The sequence below is a fragment of the Terrabacter lapilli genome (assembly GCF_039531305.1).
In the GTDB taxonomy this organism is placed as follows: domain Bacteria; phylum Actinomycetota; class Actinomycetes; order Actinomycetales; family Dermatophilaceae; genus Terrabacter; species Terrabacter lapilli.
Genome location: NZ_BAAAPU010000010.1, coordinates 88,371 through 107,366 on the forward strand (window position 1 = coordinate 88,371; position 18,996 = coordinate 107,366).

Annotated in this window: 18 protein-coding genes; 2 read left to right on the top strand and 16 right to left on the bottom strand. The window is 72.6% G+C overall.

Annotation, left to right across the window (positions count from 1 at the left end):
* Positions 1-151: 151 nt before the first annotated feature.
* The 11 genes from ABD241_RS17335 to efp form a co-directional block, all read right to left on the bottom strand.
* Entirely contained in the window at positions 152-541 is a 390-nt protein-coding gene (locus ABD241_RS17335; RefSeq protein ID WP_344065569.1) for a hypothetical protein, read from the bottom strand.
* A 61-nt stretch (positions 542-602) separates the two neighbouring features.
* Positions 603-1,445 carry an orotidine-5'-phosphate decarboxylase gene (gene pyrF / locus ABD241_RS17340; protein ID WP_344065571.1) on the bottom strand — a complete coding sequence of 281 codons (843 nt, stop codon included), beginning with the start codon at positions 1,443-1,445 and terminating at the stop codon, positions 603-605.
* A gap of 81 nt (positions 1,446-1,526) precedes the next feature.
* Positions 1,527-2,525, bottom strand: a complete 999-nt coding sequence (locus ABD241_RS17345; protein ID WP_344065573.1) for a dihydroorotate dehydrogenase — start codon at positions 2,523-2,525, stop codon at positions 1,527-1,529.
* Entirely contained in the window at positions 2,525-3,415 is an 891-nt protein-coding gene (locus tag ABD241_RS17350) for a dihydroorotate dehydrogenase electron transfer subunit (RefSeq protein WP_344065575.1), read from the bottom strand. The genes ABD241_RS17345 and ABD241_RS17350 overlap by 1 nt, the downstream gene beginning before the upstream one ends.
* Complete coding sequence (carB, locus tag ABD241_RS17355) at positions 3,412-6,747, bottom strand: carbamoyl-phosphate synthase large subunit (protein WP_344065577.1); 3,336 nt, start codon at positions 6,745-6,747, stop codon at positions 3,412-3,414. Before carB ends, ABD241_RS17350 begins: the two co-directional genes overlap by 4 nt.
* Positions 6,747-7,934 (bottom strand): glutamine-hydrolyzing carbamoyl-phosphate synthase small subunit, encoded by a 1,188-nt coding sequence (gene carA, locus ABD241_RS17360; protein WP_344065695.1) that lies wholly within the window; start codon positions 7,932-7,934, stop codon positions 6,747-6,749. The genes carB and carA overlap by 1 nt, the downstream gene beginning before the upstream one ends.
* Before the next feature lie 20 nt (positions 7,935-7,954).
* Entirely contained in the window at positions 7,955-9,301 is a 1,347-nt protein-coding gene (locus tag ABD241_RS17365) for a dihydroorotase (protein ID WP_344065579.1), read from the bottom strand.
* On the bottom strand, positions 9,298-10,314 hold the full coding sequence (locus ABD241_RS17370) for an aspartate carbamoyltransferase catalytic subunit (RefSeq protein WP_344065581.1): 1,017 nt from the start codon (positions 10,312-10,314) through the stop codon (positions 9,298-9,300). Before ABD241_RS17370 ends, ABD241_RS17365 begins: the two co-directional genes overlap by 4 nt.
* Positions 10,311-10,859: a bifunctional pyr operon transcriptional regulator/uracil phosphoribosyltransferase PyrR gene (gene pyrR / locus ABD241_RS17375; RefSeq protein WP_344065698.1), complete on the bottom strand. Its 549-nt coding sequence runs from the start codon at positions 10,857-10,859 to the stop codon at positions 10,311-10,313. The genes ABD241_RS17370 and pyrR overlap by 4 nt, the downstream gene beginning before the upstream one ends.
* A 314-nt stretch (positions 10,860-11,173) precedes the next feature.
* A complete protein-coding gene (gene nusB, locus ABD241_RS17380; protein ID WP_344065583.1) occupies positions 11,174-11,587 on the bottom strand; it encodes a transcription antitermination factor NusB in 414 nt (137 codons plus the stop codon).
* Positions 11,588-11,603: 16 nt separating this feature from the next.
* Positions 11,604-12,167, bottom strand: coding sequence for an elongation factor P (efp, locus tag ABD241_RS17385; protein WP_344065585.1), 564 nt, complete (start codon positions 12,165-12,167; stop codon positions 11,604-11,606).
* Positions 12,168-12,373: 206 nt separating this feature from the next.
* On the opposite strand from efp, the gene ABD241_RS17390 reads away from it, so the two are divergent.
* Positions 12,374-14,452: a HelD family protein gene (locus ABD241_RS17390; protein ID WP_344065588.1), complete on the top strand. Its 2,079-nt coding sequence runs from the start codon at positions 12,374-12,376 to the stop codon at positions 14,450-14,452.
* Positions 14,453-14,469: 17 nt separating this feature from the next.
* On the opposite strand, the gene ABD241_RS17395 is transcribed toward ABD241_RS17390, so the two are convergent.
* Positions 14,470-14,760: a hypothetical protein gene (locus tag ABD241_RS17395; RefSeq protein WP_344065591.1), complete on the bottom strand. Its 291-nt coding sequence runs from the start codon at positions 14,758-14,760 to the stop codon at positions 14,470-14,472.
* A 100-nt stretch (positions 14,761-14,860) separates the two neighbouring features.
* On the opposite strand from ABD241_RS17395, the gene ABD241_RS17400 reads away from it, so the two are divergent.
* A complete protein-coding gene (locus ABD241_RS17400; RefSeq protein WP_344065594.1) occupies positions 14,861-15,652 on the top strand; it encodes a DinB family protein in 792 nt (263 codons plus the stop codon).
* Here the strand turns inward: ABD241_RS17400 and aroQ are convergent.
* From aroQ to aroC, 4 genes are read right to left on the bottom strand one after another with little or no spacing between them, the layout of a single operon-like run.
* The gene (aroQ, locus tag ABD241_RS17405) at positions 15,622-16,059 is read right to left on the bottom strand and encodes a type II 3-dehydroquinate dehydratase (RefSeq protein ID WP_344065597.1); all 438 of its coding nucleotides are present in this window, start codon (positions 16,057-16,059) and stop codon (positions 15,622-15,624) included. The two genes, ABD241_RS17400 and aroQ, sit on opposite strands and share 31 nt — an antisense overlap.
* Before the next feature lie 27 nt (positions 16,060-16,086).
* Positions 16,087-17,211, bottom strand: coding sequence for a 3-dehydroquinate synthase (aroB, locus tag ABD241_RS17410; RefSeq protein ID WP_344065600.1), 1,125 nt, complete (start codon positions 17,209-17,211; stop codon positions 16,087-16,089).
* Positions 17,208-17,747, bottom strand: coding sequence for a shikimate kinase (locus ABD241_RS17415; protein WP_344065603.1), 540 nt, complete (start codon positions 17,745-17,747; stop codon positions 17,208-17,210). Before ABD241_RS17415 ends, aroB begins: the two co-directional genes overlap by 4 nt.
* Positions 17,744-18,964 carry a chorismate synthase gene (gene aroC / locus ABD241_RS17420; protein WP_344065606.1) on the bottom strand — a complete coding sequence of 407 codons (1,221 nt, stop codon included), beginning with the start codon at positions 18,962-18,964 and terminating at the stop codon, positions 17,744-17,746. Before aroC ends, ABD241_RS17415 begins: the two co-directional genes overlap by 4 nt.
* Positions 18,965-18,996: the final 32 nt, after the last annotated feature.

The window sequence follows — 18,996 nt, forward strand, 5'->3', positions numbered from 1 at the left end:
CTCCTCGGTGCGTAGGAGAGCGCCCGGCGCCCCCCGTCTCTCTCGCGTCTGCGGTTGTCTCCGCCGAACCTAGCGATCCGTCGTCCCGCGCCGCAACGCGGGGGGCGGTCCGAGCACGGACGGCCCGTCCCGGCGGCTTCCGGCCCGCTCATCACCGGCCGAGGTCGACCCCGCACGTCTCCCTGGCATGGGTCTCGACGCGCTTGGCCGAGGTCTCGTAGGAGCGCATCTGTCGTGTGAGTGCGGCGAGGTCGGTCCGCGGCACGGTGAACTTCTCGAAGAGCGAGCGCAGCGACGTCCAGTCGCCCCTGACCTCGGAGGGCGCGTTCGCCTCGACCGTGCGGACCGCTGCCACGAGGCGGGCGGCCGCCGCAGGGTCGGCCAGCGTCGCGCCGGCGTGGTTCCACTGCGCCTGCGCCGAGGTGACCGCGGCGCAGTAGGAGCCGGCGCCGTCGCCCGAGCAGCCCGTGAGGGGCAGCGCGGCGAGGAGGAGCGTCGCAGCCGTGACCGACGTCCGCCTGGGCAGCGTCCTCGTTCGCACGGACCTCACCGTATGCCGTGCCGCCCCTGTCGGCGCGGTGTCCCGCCGTGAGGCGCCGGGGTCAGTCGCGCGGCAGCGACTCCGCGACCCGCTTCACCTGGGCGGCGAGGCGCGCCGGGTCTGGACCTGCGGCCAGGATCTCCCGGCTCGACGAGGCCAGGACCTGGCGACGGGCCGAGCCGAAGGTCGCCTCCAGCGACTCCTGCGTGCCGCCCTGGGCGCCGAACCCGGGAGCGAGCACCGGCGTCGCCGCCTCGACGAGGTCGAGGCCCAGGTCGTGCACGGCGGTGCCCACCGTCGCGCCGATGACGAGGCCCACGCTCCCGAGCTCACCGCGGGCGCGGGCGGCGGCGTTGTCCCCCGCCGCGCCGCGCACGATCGAGCCTGCGACCGTCTCGCCGTCGCGGACGGCGTGCTGCACGCCGGCGCCCTCCGGGTTGGACGTCAGCGCGAGGACGAAGAGGCCGCGCCCCGTCTGCTCGGCCAGGTCGATCGCCGGGCGGAGCGACTCGTAGCCGAGGAAGGGGCTGACGGTGAGCGCGTCGGGCGGGGCGACGGCGTCCGGCCCGAGGAAGGCCTCGGCGTATGCCGTCATGGTCGACCCGATGTCACCGCGCTTCGCGTCGAGGATCGTCAGCGTGCCGGCCTCGCGCAGCTCGGTCAGGACCCGCTCCAGCACGGCCACGCCGCGGCTGCCGAAGACCTCGAAGAACGCGGACTGCGGCTTGACCACGGCCACCCGGCCGGCGAACGCCTCGACACAGGTCAGGGCGAAGCGTTCGAGACCGGCGAGGTCGTAGCCCAGCCCCCAGGACTCGACGAGGCCGCGGTGCGGGTCGATGCCGGCACACAGCGGACCGAACGCGTCCATGGCGTCCTCGAGGCGTGCCCCGAACGGCTTCATCGGCAGGAGTCCTTCACGTCGCGGTGGATGGGGCGGTGGATGGGTCGGGTCGGTGTGCAGCGCGGCTGCCGTGACGGGACGTCAGCGGCCATGGGCCACGGCGACGGCGTCGGTGAACCGCTCGAAGCCCTTGGCAGCGAGCAGGTCGGACAGCTCGCGCAGCACCCGCACCGGCGCCGACGGGTCGTTGAAGACCGCGGTGCCGACCTGGATCGCGCTGGCCCCTGCGGCAACGAGCTCGAGGGCGTCGCGACCGGTGCGCACTCCCCCGACCCCGATGATGGGCACGGTCGGGATGCGCCCCTCGAACATGGCCTGGCGCACCTGCCAGATGGCCCGCACGGCCACCGGCCGGATCCCGGGGCCCGACAGGCCGCCGGTGACGCCACCGAGCTGCGGACGCAACCGGTCGGTGTCGATGACCATGCCGAGCAGGGTGTTGATCATGGTCAGGCCGTCGGCGCCGGCCTTGACGCACGCCGCCGCGATGGCGGTGATGTCGGTGACGTCGGGGCTCAGCTTGGCGAAGACGGGGATGTCGCGCGGCAGCTGCTCGCGCACCAGGGCGATCACCTTGGCCGAGGCGAGCGGGTCGCACGCGAAGACCAGGCCGCGGTTGGCGACGTTGGGGCACGAGATGTTCACCTCGACGCCGATGACCGAGTCGAAGGCGCGGCTGGCCCGCAGCGCCGCCGCCACGTGGGCGTACTCGGTACTCGAGCTCCCGGCGATCGACGGCAGCACGCGGGCGCCGACCGACTGCAGCCACGGGAGGTCCTCGTCGACGAACGCGTCGATGCCCGGGCCCTGCAGACCGATCGAGTTGAGCATCCCCGAGGGCGTCTCGGCCATGCGCGGGGTGCCCCGGCCCGAGCGCGGGTCGGCCATGACCGACTTGGTGACGAAGGCGCCGAGGTCACCCACGTCGAAGAAGCGGTGCAGCTCCTTGCCGTTGGCCGCACACCCCGAGGCCGTCATGAGGGGGTTCGGCAGGCGGTGGCCGCCACCGAGGTCGACCGACATGTCGACGGCGAGGTCGCCCGAGTGACGGCCGGCGAGGTCCGTGGACAGCTCGGTCATCAGTGACCCCCCACCTTCGGAGCGCCGACGGCGTCGTCTGGGACACGGGCGTGACCACCCTCGAAGGCGTCCCAGCGGACGCAGTCGCCGCGGAACACGGGGCCCTCGACGCACGAGCGCACCATCCGGGTCCGGCCGTCGGAACCGACGACGGGCATCACACACGTCATGCAGACCCCGACACCGCAGGCCATCGACTCCTCGACGGCGACCTGCGCGACGGCGCCGTGGGCCTGCGCCACCCGCGTGACCGACTCGAGCATGCCCATGGGGCCGCACGCGTACACGACCGACGCCCCGGTGCGGTCGATGATCTCGGGCAGCGGGTCGCTGACCCAGCCCTGCTGGCCGGCGGACCCGTCGTCGGTCGTGACCGTGACGCCGTCGCAGCTGCGCCGGGCCTCGACGACACCGAAGAGCCGGTCCTCGCTCGCGGCGCCGAGCACCATCTCGACGTGGCAGCCGCGGGCGCGCAGCTCGCCGGCGAGCCAGAAGAGCGGCGCACTGCCGTAGCCGCCCCCGACGAGGACGCAGGCGACCGGCTCGGTGGGCAGGGGGAACGCCTTGCCGAGAGGCCCGACGACGTCGATGGTGTCGTGGGGCACCCGATCGACGATCCAGCGCGTGCCGACCCCGACGGCCGACACCACGATGTCGACCGTGCCACCGTAGGTGCCGCTGGGGCTGACCTTGTGGATCGAGAACGACCGGCGCAGCAGGTTGCCGGAGGTCGCGTCGCCGACGGCGAGCGCGACGAACTGGCCCGGGCGGGCGAGCTCGGCCACGCCGGGCGCCACGAGGGTGAGGTGCTGGTACGCACCGACCCGTCTGGTCGCGATGACCTCCGCGACCTCCTGCGTCACCCGGGCACGCATCGCGCGCTCGCTCATGCGCCCACCGCCGCCGCCGCTGCGAGGGACTCGCGACGGCCGTAGAGGTCGAGGTCGCGGGCGTGGTCCTGCAGGGACTTGACCCGGATCTCCTCCGTGAGCCCGGCCTCGATGCCGAGGACGGCCGCGGCGAGGGTGGCGATCGTCGTGATGATCGGCTTGTCGGCGCTCGTGGTGGCGGCGCGGATCGCGTAGCCGTCGGCCCGGGCGTCCTGGCCGGACGGGGTGTTGACGACCATCTGGACCGTGCCGTCGAGGATGAGGTCGACGATCGACTTCTCGCCCGGGGCGTCGCCCTCGCGCTCGGTGATCTTGCGGACCACGGTGGCCTCGATCCCGTTGCGCTTCAGCACTGCTGCGGTGCCCCTCGTCGCGAGGATCGTGAAGCCGAGGTCCACGAGGCGCTTGACCGGGAAGAGCATGGCGCGCTTGTCGCGGTTGGCGACCGAGACGAAGATCGCGCCGGAGCGCGGCAGTGCCGAGCCGCCGCCCTGCTGTGCCTTGGAGAAGGCCGAGCCGAAGTCGACGTCGATGCCCATCACCTCGCCGGTCGAGCGCATCTCCGGGCCGAGGAGCGAGTCGACGGCGACACCCTCCTTGGTGCGGAAGCGCTTGAAGGGCAGGACGGCCTCCTTGCACGAGACGGGGGCGTGGTCGGGCATCCGGCCGCCGTCACCGGTGGCCGGGAGCAGTCCCTCCTCGCGCAGCTCCTTGATCGTCGCGCCGAGCATGACCCGGGCGGCGGCGCTCGCGATGGGCACGCCGGTCGCCTTGGCGACGAAGGGCACGGTGCGCGAGGCGCGCGGGTTGGCCTCGATGACGTAGAGGATGTCCTGGGCCAGGGCGAACTGGACGTTCATCAGGCCACGCACGCCGATGCCCTCCGCGAGCTTGCGTGTCGCCACCCGCACCCGCTCGAGCTCGCCGTCGCCGAGCGTCGCCGGCGGCAGCGTGCACGAGCTGTCGCCCGAGTGGATGCCGGCCTCCTCGACGTGCTCCATGATCCCGCCGAGGTACATGTCCTCGCCGTCGAAGATGGCGTCGACGTCGATCTCGATCGCGTCGTCGAGGAACCGGTCGACGAGGACCGGGTGCTCCGGGGAGGCCTCGGTGGCCTTCTCCATGTAGGTGACGAGCGAGTCGTCGTCGTAGACGATGACCATGCCGCGGCCGCCCAGGACGTAGGACGGGCGCACGAGGACGGGGTAGCCGATCTCGCGGGCGATCACGAGCGCCTCGTCGGAGCTGTATGCCGTCCCGTGCTTGGGGGCGATGAGCCCCGCCTTCGCGAGGACCTGGCCGAAGGCCCCACGGTCCTCGGCGAGGTGGATGGCGCCGGGCGAGGTGCCGACGATCGGCACCCCCTCGTCCTCCAGCGCCTGGGCCAGGCCGAGCGGGGTCTGCCCGCCGAGCTGGACGATGACGCCCGCGATCGGGCCCGCCTGGCTCTCGGCGTGGATCACCTCGAGGACGTCCTCGAGGGTCAGCGGCTCGAAGTAGAGGCGGCTGCTCGTGTCGTAGTCGGTCGAGACCGTCTCCGGGTTGCAGTTGACCATGACCGTGTCGAACCCCTTGTCGCGCAGGGAGAACGACGCGTGCACGCAGGAGTAGTCGAACTCGACGCCCTGGCCGATGCGGTTGGGCCCGGAGCCGAGGATGATCACCGCAGGCCGCTCGCGCGGCTCGACCTCGGTCTCCTCGTCGTAGGAGCTGTAGTGGTAGGGCGTCGTCGCCGCGAACTCGGCCGCGCACGTGTCGACCGTCTTGTAGACCGGGCGCACCCCGAGGGCGTGGCGCACGCCGCGGACCACGGCCTCCGGCATACGGCGGATGGAGGCCACCTGGGCGTCGCTGAAGCCGTGGCGCTTGACGAGCCGGAGCAGCTCCGGCGTCAGCTGGTCGGCCTCGGCGAGCATGACGGCGACGTCGTTGAGCAGCGCGATCTGGTCGAGGAACCACGGGTCGATCCCGGTGGCCTCGTGGACCTCCTCGACGGTGCACCCGCCGCGCAGGGCCTGCTGCACGGCGACGATGCGCCCGTCGGTCGGGACCTTGGCCTCCTCGAGCGCCCGCTCGGCCTGGAGCCGGGTGATGGTGCCGTCCCAGTGGAAGCTCGCGCCCTTCTTCTCCAGTGACCGCAGCGCCTTCTGCAGGGCCTCGGTGAAGTTGCGGCCGATCGCCATCGCCTCGCCGACCGACTTCATCGTCGTCGTCAGCGTCGGGTCGGCGGCCGGGAACTTCTCGAACGCGAAGCGCGGCACCTTCACGACGACGTAGTCGAGGGTCGGCTCGAAGCTCGCCGGCGTCTCGCGGGTGATGTCGTTGGGCACCTCGTCGAGGGTGTAGCCGATGGCCATCTTGGCGGCGATCTTGGCGATCGGGAAGCCGGTCGCCTTGGACGCCAGGGCGCTCGAGCGCGACACGCGCGGGTTCATCTCGATGACGATGATGCGGCCGTCGGCCGGGTTGACGGCGAACTGGATGTTGCAGCCGCCGGTCTCGACGCCGACCTCGCGGATGACGGCGATGCCGATGTCGCGCAGCCGCTGGTACTCGCGGTCCGTGAGCGTCAGGGCCGGTGCCACGGTGATCGAGTCGCCGGTGTGCACGCCCATCGGGTCGAGGTTCTCGATGGAGCAGACGACCACGACGTTGTCGGCGTGGTCGCGCATGACCTCGAGCTCGTACTCCTTCCAGCCGAGGATCGACTCCTCGAGGAGCACCTCGGTCGTCGGGGAGTACTGCAGGCCCTGGCCGCCGATGCGGCGCAGGTCGGCCTCGTCGTAGGCGAAGCCCGAGCCGAGGCCACCCATCGTGAAGGACGGGCGGACGACGACCGGGTAGCCGAGCTCCTCGGCGCCGGCGAGCAGCTCGTCCATCGAGTGGCAGATGATCGACTTCGCCGACTCGGCGCCGCAGCGCTCGACGACGCCCTTGAAGGCCTCGCGGTCCTCGCCGAGCTGGATCGCCTCGACGTTGGCGCCGATGAGCGGGCAGCCGTACTTCTCGAGGACGCCGTTCTCGTGCAAGGAGATCGCGCAGTTCAGGGCGGTCTGGCCACCGAGCGTCGCGAGGACCGCGTCGGGGCGCTCCTTGGCGATGATCGCCTCGACGACCTCCGGGGTGATCGGCTCGACGTAGGTCGCGTCGGCGAACTCGGGGTCGGTCATGATCGTCGCCGGGTTGCTGTTGACGAGGATGACGCGGATGCCCTCCTCGCGAAGCACGCGGCAGGCCTGGGTCCCGGAGTAGTCGAACTCGCAGGCCTGGCCGATGACGATCGGGCCGGAGCCGATGACGAGGACGCTCTCGATGTCGCTGCGCTTGGGCATCAGGCGCTGACCTCCGTGGTCTGGTGGGTGGTCTGTCGGTCGGTCATGAGCTCCAGGAAGCGGTCGAAGAGGTAGGCGGCGTCGTGCGGGCCGGCCGCGGCCTCGGGGTGGTACTGCACCGAGTAGGCAGGCAGGTCAAGGCATTCCAGGCCCTCGACGACGTCGTCGTTGAGGCACACGTGGGAGACGCGGACGCGGCCGTATGCCGTGTCGCTCTCCGCGTCCAGCGGGGCGTCCACGGCGAACCCGTGGTTGTGGGCGGTCACCTCGACCTTGCCGGTGGTGCGGTCCATCACCGGCTGGTTGATCCCGCGGTGGCCGTACTTCAGCTTGTAGGTGCCGAAGCCGAGGGCCCGGCCGAGGAGCTGGTTGCCGAAGCAGATGCCGAAGAACGGGATCCGCCGGTCGAGGACCTCGCGCAGCAGCGCCACCTCGTGCTCGGCCGTGGCCGGGTCACCGGGACCGTTGGAGAAGAAGACCCCGTCGGGGCCGGACTCCCCCACGGCGAGGACGTCGTCGATCGTCGCGGTCGCCGGCAGCACGTGCACCTCGATGCCGCGCTGAGCCATGAGCGCCGGGGTCATCGCCTTGATGCCGAGGTCGATGGCAGCGACGGTGAATCGCTTCTCACCGACGGCCGGGACGGCGTACGGCTCGGTCGTGCTGACCTCGGCGGCGAGCGCGGACCCGGCCATCTGCGGGCTCGTGCGCACGGACTCGAGGAGCTCGGCCTCCGGGCGGTCCGCGGCTGCGCCGCTGAATATGCCGACGCGCATGGCCCCGCGCTCGCGCAGGTGGCGCGTCAGGGCACGGGTGTCGATCTCGCAGATGCCGACGACGCCCTGGTCGACGAGCTCGTCCTCGAGGTCGCGGGTGGCGCGCCAGCTGGACGAGCGGATCGCGGGGTCGCGCACGACGTAGCCGGCGACCCAGATGCGGGTGCTCTCGTCGTCCTCGGTGTTGACGCCGGTGTTGCCGACGTGCGGGGCCGTCATGACGATGACCTGCCGGTGGTAGCTGGGGTCGGTGAGGGTCTCCTGGTAGCCGGTCATGCCGGTGGAGAAGACCGCCTCGCCGACCGTCCGGCCGATCGCCCCGTAGGAGGCCCCGCGGAAGGTGCGACCGTCCTCGAGGACGAGGGTCGCGGCCTCTCGGACGCGGCGGCTCCTGCCGTCCCGGCTCGGCACGGTCAACGGTGTCTGGGTGGTCACAGGTCTGCTCCCGTGGTCGTCGCGTTCGTCAGTTCTCGTTCGGTGTCGTGGTCGCCCGCGCCGTTGCGGACGTCGTGGGTGACGCGTCCGGCGTGGACCGTCGTGAGGACGGCTCCGCGCAGGGTGCGCCCGTGCCATGGGTTGTTGCGCGAGCGGCTGCGGCTCGCGGCGGCGTCGACGGTGACCTCGCGGTCGGGGTCGACGAGGGTGAGGTGGGCGGGGCTGCCGACGGCGAGCTCCCTTCCCTGGTGGGCGAGTCCGCCGATCCGAGCCGGCGCGCTCGACATGACGCGGGCGACGTCGGCCCAGTCGAGCAGCCCCGGCCGCACCATGACGTCGCTGACGACCGACAGGGCCGTCTCGAGGCCGAGCATGCCGAAGGCGGCGTCGACGAAGGCGTGCTCCTTGTCCTGGCGGGCGTGCGGGGCGTGGTCGGTGGCGACCGCGTCGATGGTGCCGTCGGCGAGCGCCTCACGCAGCGCCTCGACGTCCTCGCTCGGTCGCAGCGGCGGGTTGACCTTGTAGACGGGGTCGTAGCCGACGAGCAGGTCGGTGGTCAGCGCCAGGTGGTGCGGCGTGACCTCCGCGGTGACGGCGACCCCCTGCGCCTTGGCCCAGCGGATCACCTCCACGGTGCCGGCCGTCGAGACGTGGGCGACGTGCACCCGCGAGCCGGTGTGCCGGGCCAGCATGACGTCGCGGGCGACGACCGACTCCTCGGCGATGCCGGGCCAGCCGGGCAGCCCGAGCCGGCCGGACACCTCACCCTCGTGGCAGCAGGCCTCGCGGCCCGCGAGACGCGGGTCCTGCGCGTGCTGGCTGATGACGCCGCCGAAGGGCTTGATGTACTCGAGCGCCCGGCGCATGATCCGCGCGTCGTGCACGCAGTGGCCGTCGTCGCTGAAGACGCGGACCTTGGCACGCGAGCGGGCCATGAGGCCCAGCTCGGCGAGCTCGGCGCCCTCGAGCCCCTTGGTCACGGCGCCGACCGGCACCACCTCGGTGAGCCCGCACGCACGGCCGAGGTCGAGGACGCGCTCGGCCGCCTCGGCGGTGTCGGTCACCGGGCTGGTGTTGGCCATGGCGAAGACGGCGGTGAAGCCGCCCGCCGCGGCGGCGGCCGAGCCGGTCGCGATGGTCTCGGCGTCCTCGCGGCCCGGCTCGCGCAGGTGCACGTGGAGGTCGACGAGGCCGGGCAGGGCCACGAGCCCGTCGGCGTCGAGCACCTCGGCGTCGCGGGGCACCCGGACCGAGCCGACCTCGGTGATGACGCCGTCCTCGACGAGGAGGTCGGCCGCCTGGGCTCCGAGGAGCCGGGCGCCGCGGATCACGAGGCGGGTCATCGGGCGGCTCCTTCGGTGGCGGCGTGCGTCGGGGGCGGCGCGTGTGACGAGGCGACGGACGAGTCGTCGCCCGCCAGCAGGTGGTAGAGCACGGCCATCCGGACCGCGACACCCGCGGAGACCTGGTCGAGGACGACCGACTGCGCCGAGTCGGCGGCCTCGGGGGCGATCTCGAGGCCGCGGTTCATCGGGCCAGGGTGGAGCACGAGCACGTCGCGGTTGCGGGCCACGAGCGTCTCGAGGCGGTCGCGCGTCAGGCCGTAGCCGACGGTGTACTCGCGAGCCGTGGGGAAGAACCCGCCGCTCATCCGCTCGCGCTGGACGCGGAGCATCATGACGGCGTCGACGGGTCCGTGCTCGCCCCGGCCCTCGAGCACCGGGTCGAGGTCCCAGCTCGTGGCGAAGCCGTCGGCCTCGCTCCAGGCGCCGATGCCGCTCGGCATCAGCGTCGGCGGGGCGACGACCGTGACGCGGGCGCCGAGCGTCTTGAGCGTGATGACGTTGCTGCGGAAGACGCGCGAGTGAGTGAGGTCGCCGACGATGACGACGTGCTTGCCGTCGAGGTCACCGAGGCGCGTACGGAGGGTGTAGGCGTCGAGCAGAGCCTGCGTCGGGTGCTCGTGGGTGCCGTCGCCGGCGTTGATGACGCTGCACCGCACCCACTGCGCGACCTGGTGACAGGCGCCCGAGGCGTTGTGCCGGATGACGAGCGCGTCGACAGCCATCGCGTCGACCGTCATCGCGGTGTCGCGCAGGCTCTCGCCCTTGCTCGTCGAGGAGCCCTTGGCCGACAGGTTGATCGTGTCGGCCGACATCCACTTGCCGGCGATCTCGAAGGAGCTGCGCGTGCGCGTCGAGTCCTCGAAGAAGAAGTTGATGATGGTGCGCCCGCGCAGGGTGGGCACCTTCTTGACCTCGCGGCGCTGGAGGTCGTGCATCGAGCTCGCGGTCTCGAGGATGTCCTCGACGTCGGCCCGGGTGAGGTCGGCGGAGGAGATGAGGTGGCGGGTCATCGGGACTCTCCCCCGCTGATGCGCACGACGTCGAGGCCGTCGACCTCGGCGACCCGGACGTGCACGCGCTCGTCGCGGGACGTGGGCAGGTTCTTGCCGACGTGGTCCGCGCGGATCGGCAGCTCGCGGTGGCCGCGGTCGACGAGGACCGCGAGGCGCACGGCTCGCGGGCGCCCGAGCTCCGAGAGCGCGTCGAGGGCGGCGCGGATGGTGCGACCCGAGTAGAGGACGTCGTCGACGAGGACGACGACCTTGTCGTCGATGCCGCCGTCGGGGATGCGGGAGCGGTGGGCGGTGCGCACCGGGTTGCGGCGCAGGTCGTCGCGGTGGAGCGTGATGTCGAGCTCGCCGACCGGGACCGGCGCGCCCTCGACGTCCTCGATGCACACGGCGAGGCGGCGGGCGAGCGGCACGCCACGAGAGGGGATGCCGAGCAGGACCAGGCCCTCGCTGCCGCGGTTGCGCTCGAGGATCTCGTGACCGATGCGCCGCAGCGCCCGGGAGATGTCTCCCTCGCTCATGACGTCTCTGGCGTCAGGGGGGATGCTCGAACGGTCGTTCGATGGCTGGGCAGACGCACTCAGGTCAGGGCAGGTCACAGCCGCCGGACCTCCTTCCCCGCCTCACAGGACGGTGGTTAAAGGATGTCGATCGCGAGGGAGTCTAACGTGCGCCCGGCCCCGCCCCGACACCGGTCCACGTCGTGGCGCGACGGCGCACGGCACCGAGGAGGTCGTACGCCGCGAGCCCAGCCCGCGCCCACCGGGCCACCCGGAGACGCACGAAGCCACCCGCGTACGGGTGGCTTCGTGCTGTTCGCCCGGCGTCGTGCCGTGCCGGTGGCGTCCGGAGCTGCGTGTCAGACGATGGTGGCCTTGACCTCGGCCAGGCGGCCGAGCAGCCCGTTGACGAAAGCGGGCGACTCGTCCGTCGACAGCTCGGTCGCGAGGGCCACGGCCTCGGAGATCCCCACGGCGTCGGGGATCTCGTCGTTCCACAGCACCTCCCACGCGCCGAGCCGCAGGATCGCGCGGTCGACGGCGGGCATGCGCTCGAGCGTCCAGCCCTGGCTGTAGTCGGTCAGGGCCGCGTTGATGTCGTTCCACTTCGCCACCACGCCGCGCACGAGCTCCGCGGTGTAGGGGTTGTTGGCCGCCCGCGACTCGCGGTCGCGCAGGCGCTCGTCGAGGAGCGTCTCGGCGTTGAGGCCGCGCTGGTCCGCCTCGAAGAGGATGTCGAGCGCCCGTGTACGGGCCTTGCTGCGTGCTGCCAAGGGAATTCGCGTCCGCTCAGTCGTTGACGCGGCCGAGGTACGACCCGTCGCGGGTGTCGACCTTGACGCGCGTGCCGGTCTCGAGGAAGAGCGGGACCTGGATCTGGGCGCCGGTCTCGAGCGTGGCGGGCTTGGTGCCACCGGTCGAGCGGTCGCCCTGCAGGCCGGGCTCGGTGTGGGTGATCTCGAGGACGACCGAGGCCGGCAGCTCGACGTAGAGCGGCGCGCCCTCGTGCGTGGCGACGATGGCGTTCTGGTTCTCGAGGAGGTAGTTCGCGGCGTCGCCGACGACGGTCTCCGACACGTTGATCTGGTCGTAGGTGTCGGTGTCCATGAAGACGAAGTCGGTGCCGTCCTTGTAGAGGTACTGCATCGTCCGCTTGTCGACGTTGCTCGTCTCGACCTTGGTGCCCGCGTTGAACGTCTTGTCGACGACCTTGCCGGACAGGACCGCCTTGAGCTTGGTGCGCACGAAGGCGGGGCCCTTGCCGGGCTTGACGTGCTGGAACTCGACGACGGACCAGAGCTGTCCCTCGAGGTTGAGCACCATGCCGTTCTTCAGGTCGTTGGTCGTAGCCATCGTGACAAACCACTTTCGTATGCCGGCCGGCCCGCTGGGTGCCGCTGGGCACGCCGGAGCCCCGGGCGATCGTTGACTTGGGGAGTTGCCGCACGAGTCTAGCGGGGGCGCCTGCCGATCGCGGAATCGTCGCACCCGCCGCGGCCGGGACGGGTGTAGGCTCGCTCCTCCCCCTCGACCCTCCTGCCCTGAAAGGCGGCTTCGTCATGCCCACGTCCCAGGCCGCCGACGGGATCCACAACCAGCTGGCCGACGGGCTGGGCGACGAGCTGATCAGGGAGCAGGCCTTCCTCGACGAGGCCCGAGCGCAGCTGGCCAGGATGCGTGAGCTGGCGGAGTCGCTCGATGCGTCCAAGGCCAGTGACGCCGTCTCGGGTGAGGTGCTCGGCTGGGTGCTGGCCCGGCGCATCGCCTCGCTCCAGGACGACCCCCGCACCACCCTCTTCTTCGGCCGGATCGACGTCGACCCCGCCGATGGGCCGGCCGAGCAGCTCCACATCGGCCGGCGGCACGTGTCCGACGAGGCGGGCGACCCGGTGGTCGTCGACTGGCGCGCGCCCATCTCGACCGCCTTCTACCGGGCTTCCGCGCTCGACCCGATGGACGTGACACTGCGACGCCGCTTCGGCGTGGACCGCGGACGCCTGACCGCGATCGAGGACGAGCACCTGCGCGACGCCGGGCCCTCCGACACCACCACCGGGTCCCTGCTGGCCGCGGAGATCGAGCGGCCCCGCACCGGCCCGATGCGCGACATCGTCTCGACCATCCAGCCCGAGCAGGACGAGATCGTCCGCAGCGACATCGCCGTCAACGTCTGCGTCCAGGGCGCTCCGGGCACGGGCAAGACGGCCGTCGGCCTGCACCGCGCCGCCTGGCTGCTCTACTCCTTTCGCGAGCGGTTGGACCGCTCGGGCGTGCTCGTCGTCGGCCCCAACCGCGCCTTCCTCGACCACATCGGTGCCGTCCTGCCCTCGCTCGGCGAGGCGCGGGTGCGGCACGCCACCATCGAGACCCTGCTCGACGACGGCCGGGTCCGCGCCGAGGAGCCGGCCGAGGTCGCCACGCTCAAGGGCGATGCCCGGCTGGCCACGGTGCTGCGCCGGGCCGTGTGGTCCGCGTTGGTGCGGCCCACGGAGGCGCTCGTGGTCCCGCGCGGGGTGCGCAAGTGGCGCGTGCCGGCATACGTCGTCGCGGAGATCGTCGACGAGCTCGCCGCGCGCGGCGTGCGCTACTCGGCCGCACGCGACCTGCTCCCCCAGCGGCTCGCCCACCACGTGCTCCTCGAGTTGGAACGCGCCGGCGACGCGCCCGACGACAGGGTGCAGGACGCCGTCGCGAAGTCGGCGGCGGTCAAGAAGTACGTCGCGACGGTGTGGCCCGCGCTCGACCCGCAGGGCGTGCTGCACCGGTTGTGGTCCGACGCTGACGCGCTCCGCGAGGCGGCCGGCGACGACCTGACCGCCGGCGAGCAGGCAATGCTCCTGTGGGACAGGCCGGCTCGCACCAAAGGGGCAGCACGGTGGTCCCGTGCCGACATGGCGCTCCTCGACGAGCTCGACGAGCTGCTCCGCCGTGTGCCCAGCCTCGGCCACATCGTCCTCGACGAGGCACAGGACCTGTCTCCCATGCAGCTGCGGGCGGTCGGCCGGCGCTGCTCCACGGGTTCGGTCACGGTGCTCGGCGACATCGCGCAGGGTACGACGCCCTGGGCGACGTCCTCCTGGGAGGAGGCGATGCGCCACCTCGGCAAGGACGCCCACGACCTTGTCGTGCTCGACCGCGGCTTCCGCGTACCGTCGGCCGTCATCGAGTACGCCGCCCGCCTCCTGCCCGTCATGGCGCCCGGCCTGGGTGCCCCGGTGTCGGTGCGCGAGAACCCCGGCCGGCTCGAGCTCCGGCCGGTGCGCGCCGGCACGCTGGAGGACGAGGTGGCGCGGGCCGCCGAGCGCGCGGCTGCGGGCGCCGGCTCGGTCGGGGTCATCGCACCCGATGCCGCGCTGGACGGCATCGCCGCTGCGCTCGCCGCGGCAGGGGTCCTGCACGGACGGCTCGACCGCGACCACGGCGACGACGACGACCATCAGGTCGAGCTCGTCCCCGCGAGCGTGGCCAAGGGCCTCGAGTTCGACCGGACGGTCGTCGTCGAGCCGGCCGCGATCGCGGCCGCGGAGCCCGACGAGCGCACCGGCCTGCGACGGCTCTACGTCGTGCTCACGCGCGCGGTGTCCGAGCTGACGATCGTGCACGCCGAGCCGCTGCCCGAGGCGCTCGGCACGGTCTGAGGCGACACCGGTCCCGGTCAGCCGAGACCACGATGGGCGGCCCACGACGCCGCGGCGCGGCTCGCTGCGGCCTCGACGAGAGCGGTTAGCTCCGGCCGGTCGGGCACCGGGAAGGATACGTAGGCGCCTCGCCCGCCCTCGACGGGACGGCCGTACGCCTTGGCCGCCAGGTGGCCGTCCTTGAGCAGCCGGACGTTCAGCGTGTCGAGCCGGAACGCCTGGCCGCGCCTGGTGTCTGTCCAGCGGAGCTGCTCGGGAACCGTCACGTTGATCGCCAGCGCGCTGACAAGGGGCTCGTCCTCGGACATGTCAGCAGGCTGCCATAGCCGCGGGTCGGCGCGTCCGCGGCCGCGTCTGTCGGTGCGCCGGGCTAGCGTTCGGCCTCAGTCAACGAGTCCAGGAGGCGTCATGGTGGCATTCAGCAGCTCCGACGAGCTCGAGGGGGCCCGGTTCACCGAGGTGAACCTGCGAGGTGCCCACTTCGTCGGGTGCGACCTGTCGGGCGCGGTCATGCGCGGCATCGAGGTGGCGGGCCTCGAGATCGACTCCCCATGGCTGCTCGAGGGCGGCGCGACGCTCGTCGTCAACGGGGTCGACGTCGCCCCGCTCGTCGACGCCGAGCTGAACCGCCGCTTCCCGGGGCGCGAGCGCCGCCGAGCGAGCGACCCGGACGGCCTCCGCGCCGCCTGGGAGGCGGTCCAGACGACCTGGGCGGCCACGGTGGCCCGCGTGTCCGCCATGCCGGAGGCGACGGTCGACGAGTCGGTCGGCGGGGAGTGGTCCTTCGCCCACACCCTGCGCCACCTCGTCATGGCGACCGACGTGTGGCTCGGCCGGGCGGTCCTCCGGCTCGAGCAGCCGTTCCATCCGCTGGGGGTGGCAGATGCGAGCGCCGCGGAGTGGGGCCTCGACCTGTCGGTCTTCACGACGAGGGCCCCCACGTTCGAGGAGGTCCTGGAGGCCCGCTCCCACCGGGTCGCGATGGTCCGCGACTACCTCGCCTCCGTGTCCGCCGAGGAGCTCGGCGCCGAGCGCCGCAACCCGTGGTCGCCGGAGCGCTCCACGACGGTGCTCTCGTGCCTGCACACCATCCTCGAGGAGGAGTGGGAGCACCACCGCTACGCCGTCCGCGACCTCGACACCGTCGCGGCGCGCCCCGCCGCCGAGGCTCAGACGAGCGCGCGCAGCGCCAGCAGGTAGGACTGCAGGCCGAAGCCGGCCACCGTCCCCGTCGCCACGCCCGCCACGACGGAGGTGTGGCGGAACTCCTCGCGCGCGGCGGGGTTGCTCAGGTGCACCTCGACGAGGCTGCGACCGCTCGTGGTCACGATGGCGCACGCGTCACGGACGGCATACGAGTAGTGCGTGAAGGCGCCAGGGTTGAGCACCACGTCGGCGCCGGCGTCGACCGCCTCGTGGAGCCAGTCGATGAGCTCGCCCTCGTGGTTGGTCTGCCGGCAGTCGGCGACCAGGCCCAGGTCGTTGGCCTCGCGCTCGACGGCCTCGTGGATGTCCTCGAGCGTGTCGGAGCCGTAGACCTCGGGCTCGCGGGTGCCGAGACGGTTGAGGTTGGGTCCCGACAGGACGAAGACCGTGGGTGCCGTCATGCCGGGGAGTCTAGTGAGCAGGGCCGCTCATGACGGTGACGTGCCGCGCCGCGACACGAGGCCGTATGCCGCCTGGAGCAGGGCGTCGTCCGGGCCGACCAGCCGAGTCGGCCGGGCGAGTCCGTCGAGCACGACGAAGCGCAGGGTCGAGCCGCGGGACTTCTTGTCGCGGCGCATCACGGCCAGCAGCTCGTCCCACCGGCCGGGCACGTAGCTCGTCGGCAGGCCGAGCGACTCCAGCACGGAGCGGTGCCGCGCCACCAGGGCGTCGCCGTCCGGACCCGACAGGTGACCGGTGAGGCGCGCGAGCTCGGCGACGTAGACCATGCCGACGGCGACCGCCTCGCCGTGCCGCCACGAGTAGCCCTCGACCTGCTCGACGGCGTGGCCGAAGGTGTGGCCGTAGTTGAGGATCTCGCGCAGCGAGCTCTCGCGCAGGTCGGCGGCCACGACCTCGGCCTTGACGCGAACGGCTCGCTCGATGAGCTCGCGCAGGTGCGGGTTGGCCGCGCTGCGGGCCCGGGCCGGGTCCTCGGCGACCGCGGACCCGACGAGGTCGAGGATCACGGGATCGGCGATGAAGCCGCACTTGACCACCTCGCCGAGGCCCGCGACGAGGTCTGCCTCGGGCAGCGTGTCGAGGACGTCGACGTCGCACAGCACGCCCGCCGGCGGGTGGAAGGCGCCCACGAGGTTCTTGCCCTCGGCGGTGTTGATGCCGGTCTTGCCGCCGACGGCCGCATCGACCATGCCGAGCAGGGTCGTCGGCACCTGGACCACGCGCACCCCGCGCAGCCAGGACGCGGCCACGAACCCGGCGAGGTCGGTGACGCTGCCCCCGCCCAGGCCGACGACCGCGTCGGTGCGGGTGAAACCCGCCTGTCCGAGCTGCGACCACAGCCCGGCGGCGACGGTCGCGGTCTTGGCAGCCTCGGCGTCGGGCACCTCGGCGACGTGGACGGCATACCCCTGGTCCCGGAGCGCGGCGGTGACCCGGTCGCTCAGCCCGGGAAGCGTCGGCGGATGCACGAGGAGCACCCGCTCGACGTCGGGTCCGAGCAACTCGCCGACGCGGGCGAGCACGCCCGACCCGATGACGACGTCGTAGTCGCCGCCCACCGGGACCGTGGTGGGCTCGAGCGCCACGTTCACGGGCGGGCCCCGTCGAGGTGGGCGACGACGTCGTCGACGACCTCGGTGGGCGTGCGCCCCGCGGTGTCGACGCGGACCGTGGCGACCCGCTCGTAGGTGGGGCGCCGGTTGTTCATCATGGCCACCCACGTGGCGCGTGGGTTGACCGACAGCAGGGGGCGCGACCGGTCGAATCCGATGCGCTTGCTCGCGTCGGCGATCGAGACGTCGAGGAACACGACCGTGTGGCCGGCCAGGGCCGCCTCGGTGAGGGGGTCCATGACGGCTCCCCCGCCGAGCGAGACGACGCCCCGCTCCTGCGCGAGGGCCCGGGCGACCGCCTCGCGCTCGAGCTCGCGGAAGACGGGCTCGCCGTCGTCGACGAAGATGTCGGAGATCGAACGGCCCTGGGCCTGCTCGATTGCGGCGTCGACGTCGTGGAACGGCACCCCCAGACGGGCCGCGAGGGCCTCGCCGACCGTCGTCTTGCCCGCGCCGGGCGGGCCGACGACGACGACCGCCGGGCGAGTGGTGGCCGGCTCGCTGGGGTCGCTCACCACGTGCGCAGCTCCTTCCGGATGCCGTCGAGGTATGCCGCGTGGTTGCGCGACGTCTCCGTGACCGAGTCGCCGCCGAACTTCTCGAGGCAGGACTGCGCGAGGACGAGCGCGACCATGGCCTCGGCCACGACGCCCGCGGCCGGCACGGCGCACACGTCGGAGCGCTGGTGGATCGCGGTGGCGGCCTCCCCCGTCGCGACGTCGACGGTGGAGAGGGCCCGCGGCACGGTGCTGATGGGTTTCATGGCAGCCCGGACGCGCAGCACCTGACCGGTCGACATGCCGCCCTCGGTGCCGCCGGCGCGGCCGGTGCGGCGGGTGATGACGCCGTCGACGAGCTCCATCTCGTCGTGCGCCTGCGACCCGCGTCGCCGCGCCGTCTCGAAGCCGTCACCGACCTCGACACCCTTGATCGCCTGGATGCTCATGAGGGCCTGGGCGAGCTGCCCGTCGAGCTTGCGGTCCCAGTGCACGTGCGACCCCAGGCCCGGCGGCAGGCCGTAGGCGAGGACCTCGACGACCCCGCCGAGGGTGTCGCCGTCCTTCTTCGCGGCGTCGACCTCGGCCACCATGGCCGCCGACCCCTCGTGGTCGAAGGCGCGCACCGGGTCGGCGTCGAGCCGCTCGAGGTCGTCGGGCGTGGGCAGCTCTGCGCCGTCGGGCACGCCGGCGGTGCCGATCGCGACCGTGTGCGAGACGAGCCGGATGCCGTAGGCCTGCTCGAGGAAGCGGGCGGCGATCTCACCGAGTGCCACGCGCGCGGCCGTCTCGCGGGCAGAGGCCCGCTCGAGCACCGGCCGGGCGTCCTCGTGGCCGTACTTCTGCATGCCGACGAGGTCCGCGTGCCCGGGGCGCGGACGGGTCAGCGGCTTGTTGCGGGCCAGCTCCTTCTCGGCGCCCACGTCGTCGGACGCGGCGTACGCCTCGTCGCTGACGGCCTCCGGGCTCATCACGGTCGTCCACTTGGGCCACTCGCTGTTGCCGATGCGCACTGCGATCGGTGAGCCCAGCGTGACGCCGTGCCGCAGGCCGCCGAGGAACTCCACCTCGTCCTGCTCGAACTTCATCCGCGCACCCCGGCCGTAGCCGAGACGCCGGCGCGACAGCGCCGCCTGCAGGTCCTTGGCGCCGACCTCGATCCCGGCGGGCAGGCCCTCGATCATGGCGACGAGTGCGGGCCCGTGCGACTCACCGGCCGTCAACCAACGCAACATGGAGCGATCCTCCCACGCGTGCCGAGCTCTCC